The 3318-nt window shown below is 47.8% G+C and carries 3 protein-coding genes; all 3 read right to left on the reverse strand.

Going from position 1 to position 3318, the window contains the following annotated elements:
• The coding region (locus HF854_RS12190) for a type I restriction endonuclease subunit R (RefSeq protein ID WP_168936526.1) at positions 1-2517 on the reverse strand (2517 nt) is incomplete at its 3' end.
• 45 nt (positions 2518-2562) lie between these two features.
• A complete protein-coding gene (locus HF854_RS12195) occupies positions 2563-2985 on the reverse strand; it encodes a selenium binding protein (RefSeq protein WP_168936527.1) in 423 nt (140 codons plus the stop codon).
• Positions 2986-3023: 38 nt separating this feature from the next.
• Positions 3024-3233: a restriction endonuclease subunit S domain-containing protein gene (locus tag HF854_RS12200; RefSeq protein WP_168936528.1), complete on the reverse strand. Its 210-nt coding sequence runs from the start codon at positions 3231-3233 to the stop codon at positions 3024-3026.
• Between the last annotated feature and the right edge of the window lie 85 nt (positions 3234-3318).

The following is a 3318-nucleotide window of genomic DNA, read 5'->3' on the forward strand; positions in this document are numbered from 1 at the left end:
CGAAAATCTGTTTGTTTCATGGGACGAGATTACCACACCTTTTAAAATCAAAAAACATGCCGGACATCCTCTTATTTCCGATAAGGTAAGCGCCTTTCCCGTACCGCCGCTGGCAAGACGGACAAGCATCGTCCGCACAGCCTCAAAGTAGGCAGCTTCAAAGCGTGTTTTCTCGTCCACAAGACTGCTGCAAAGGGAAAGAGACTGCTTGAGCAGTTGCGCTTCCTTGATATAGACGTTTTGTACCTTGTCCTTATCGGGCAGATCATGCGCGGCAACCGATTTGCCCAGCAGGAAGTTGACGCCGCCGCTGATTTTTCGCGCTTTTTCCAGATCATCTCCGGTCAGAAACGCGGCATAGTCGAACCCATGAAACATGTCTCGACAAACTTCAAGCTTTTCCAAAAACTTGGCATAGGCAGTCCTGCCGATGTCAGGATCGCCGTAATTCCTCTTGTCCCGCGCGGTGTAATCGCTCATGGCCTGCTTGAGCGCGGCGGCAATGCCCACATAGTCCACGACCAGACCGCCTTCCTTATCCTCAAAAACGCGATTCACTCGGGCGATAGCCTGCATCAGGTTATGCCCGGACATCGGCTTGTACACATACATGGTGGCCAATGACGGCACGTCGAAACCGGTCAGCCACATGTCCACCACAATGGCGATTTTCAAGGGGGAATCATTATCCTTGAATTTTCGGGCCAGCTCTTCCTTGTACGCCTTGTTGCCGATAATGCTTCGCCATTCTTCCGGATCGTTGTTGCCCTGCGTCATGACAACGGCCACTTTTTCCGTCCAGTCCGGGCGAAGCTGAAGAATGCGCTTGTAAATTTTCAGGGCAATGGGCCGGGAATAGGCGACGATCATTGCCTTACCGGTCAGTAAATCGGCCCGATAATGTTCATAGTGATGCAGAATGTCGTCCACCAAAGAGGCAATAGTCTGGTCGGCTCCCAGAATCGCCTCAAGCTGCCCCAGTTCCCTTTTGCTTTTTTCGATGACGCAGGGAGCGGTATTTTCCGCCAGAGCCTCATATTCGGCATCAATCAGCCGCAACGTATCTTCGTCCAGATTCAGGCGGATAACCCGGCTTTCATAGTAGACCGGACGCGTGGCGCCGTCTTCCACAGCCTGCGTCATATCATACACGTCAATATAGTCGCCGAAGACCTCTCGCGTGCTGCGATCTTTGGCGGAAATGGGCGTGCCGGTAAATCCGATGTAGGTGGCCCCGGGCAGATTGTCACGAATGATGCGCGCCGTGCCGATGGTGGTCCTGACTTCCAGTTCTCCGTTTTTATTCTGCCGAGTAGTGACTTTTTCTGTCAGGCCATACTGCCCCCGGTGCGCTTCGTCCACCATCACAATAATGTTCCGCCGGTCCGACAGCGCTTCGTCGGTCTCCTCGAACTTCTGCATGGTGGTGAAGATGATACCGCTTGCCTGTCGGCCGACCAGAAGCTCTTTCAAGTGTTGCCGGCTTTCGGCCTGCTGGGGCGTCTGGCGCAAAAAATCCTTACAGCGGGAAAACTGCCCGTAGAGCTGATTATCCAGATCGTTTCGGTCGGTGATGATGACAATAGTTGGATTTTTCAGTGTTTGTTGCACGGCATGGGCATAGAACACCATGGACAGAGATTTGCCGCTGCCCTGCGTATGCCAGAACACCCCGCCTTTGCCATCGGTACAAGCGGCATGCTGTGTGGACGTGACTGCTTTTTTTACGGCAAAATATTGGTGATACCCTGCCAGAATCTTGAAGGTCCTCGATCCGTCCACATTGAAGCAAATGAAATTTTTGAGGATATCCAGGAAACGCCGTTTTTCAAACAATCCTTCAAAGAACGTGTCAAACTGCGCGTACTGAGTATTTTCGTAGCTGCCGTCTTTGGTCTTCCATTCCATAAAGCGGTCTTCACCGGAAGTAATGGTGCCCGCCCTGGATGTGGTAAGATCGCTCATGACGCAGATCTGATTGTAGATAAAGAACGAGGGTATCTCGTGCATATAGTTGCGTAACTGCCGATAGGCGGCGGAAGCGTCCGTTTCTTCACGCGAAGGAGATTTCAGCTCCACAACGACCAGAGGCAGACCATTCACAAAAAGGATTATATCAGGACGCTTTTCTGTATTTTCTATAATTGTCCATTGATTGACGATCGTAAAGAAATTCTTTTCCGGATGTTGATAGTCCAGCAGATACACAAGACCGGATCGCTCCTCGCCCTTCTCCACATACTTCACCGGCACGCCGTTTTGCAGATAGTCGGTAAAGAGCATATTTTTCTGCAACAGAGAGCCGGATTCAAAATTTTTCAGCTTGTACAGCGCCTCGTCCAGCGCGGCCTGCGGCATGGTGGGGTTGATGTGCCGGAGGGCGGACAGCAGCTCTTCCTCATACAAGGAAGAATGGTAGTCGCGCTCAATGTCCGGACCATAGGCGCAGGTATAGCCCAAATGTTGCGTAAAAAGCTGTATTACGGCATTTTCGTAGTGGGATTCGGTGAAGGGCATGACGGACTACCTCTTATTATCTCGTACGAGTACTTATAAAGACTTCTAATTGCCTCTCAGATCATGCAGCATATCAGATAACTTCTCATTCAGCTTTATAAAATTCAGTAGATATTCTTCCGTGATTTCAAATTGTTCACTTTCATGATATACTTTTGTTGCTAATACTTGCTTGTTTTGCTTATTTGTTATTTGGAAACTGTGTACAATTCTATTTCTTTGTTCTATAATATCAGAAAAAAGTTTCTCAATGTCATCTCCATATTCTTTTGATATAGCATCTCGAACAACTTTTTTTAATTTCCCTGACTCAAGATCGATTAAAGAATACCAAGAATAGCTATTGCTATGCCGTAATACCGTTTCAATGATAAAGGAATTGTTTGAGTTAAAGACACAAAGAGCACTTCCGAGTAGTTCTCTGTACTGCTTCTCTGGAAGTGCCTGCTGTGTATATTCCTCGTACATGAGAGCTCCTTTTGAAAAAGAATAGTACTGTAACGCTCTCAAAGAGCGATATCTGAAACGTCAATCTCGCCGGACATGAGTTTGGGAAGCAACGTGGCGCGTAAAGAAGATAGGCGTATATTCTCACGACGAATATTTTCAATTTGGTTCAAAATTGGTAGCGCGAGCATGTTGAAAGCGTTAATTTCATTTTCTGTTGGAATATAAATAGGATATGTCATAATCTGATGTTTATCGCCACGTGGCATTTTTGTTCCTTTAGAGGATGTCCGGCATGTTTTTTGATTTTAAAAGGTGTGGTAATCTCGTCCCATGAAACAAACAGATTTTCGT

The organism is Desulfovibrio piger (assembly GCF_012843875.1).
In the GTDB taxonomy this organism is placed as follows: domain Bacteria; phylum Desulfobacterota; class Desulfovibrionia; order Desulfovibrionales; family Desulfovibrionaceae; genus Desulfovibrio.

What these genes read in the sequence shown, in the direction of transcription:
- HF854_RS12200 (WP_168936528.1), bottom strand. Translation starts at nt 3,233, where the DNA reads ATGCCACGTGGCGATAAACATCAGATTATGACATATCCTATTTATATT.
- HF854_RS12195 (WP_168936527.1), bottom strand. Translation starts at nt 2,985, where the DNA reads ATGTACGAGGAATATACACAGCAGGCACTTCCAGAGAAGCAGTACAGA.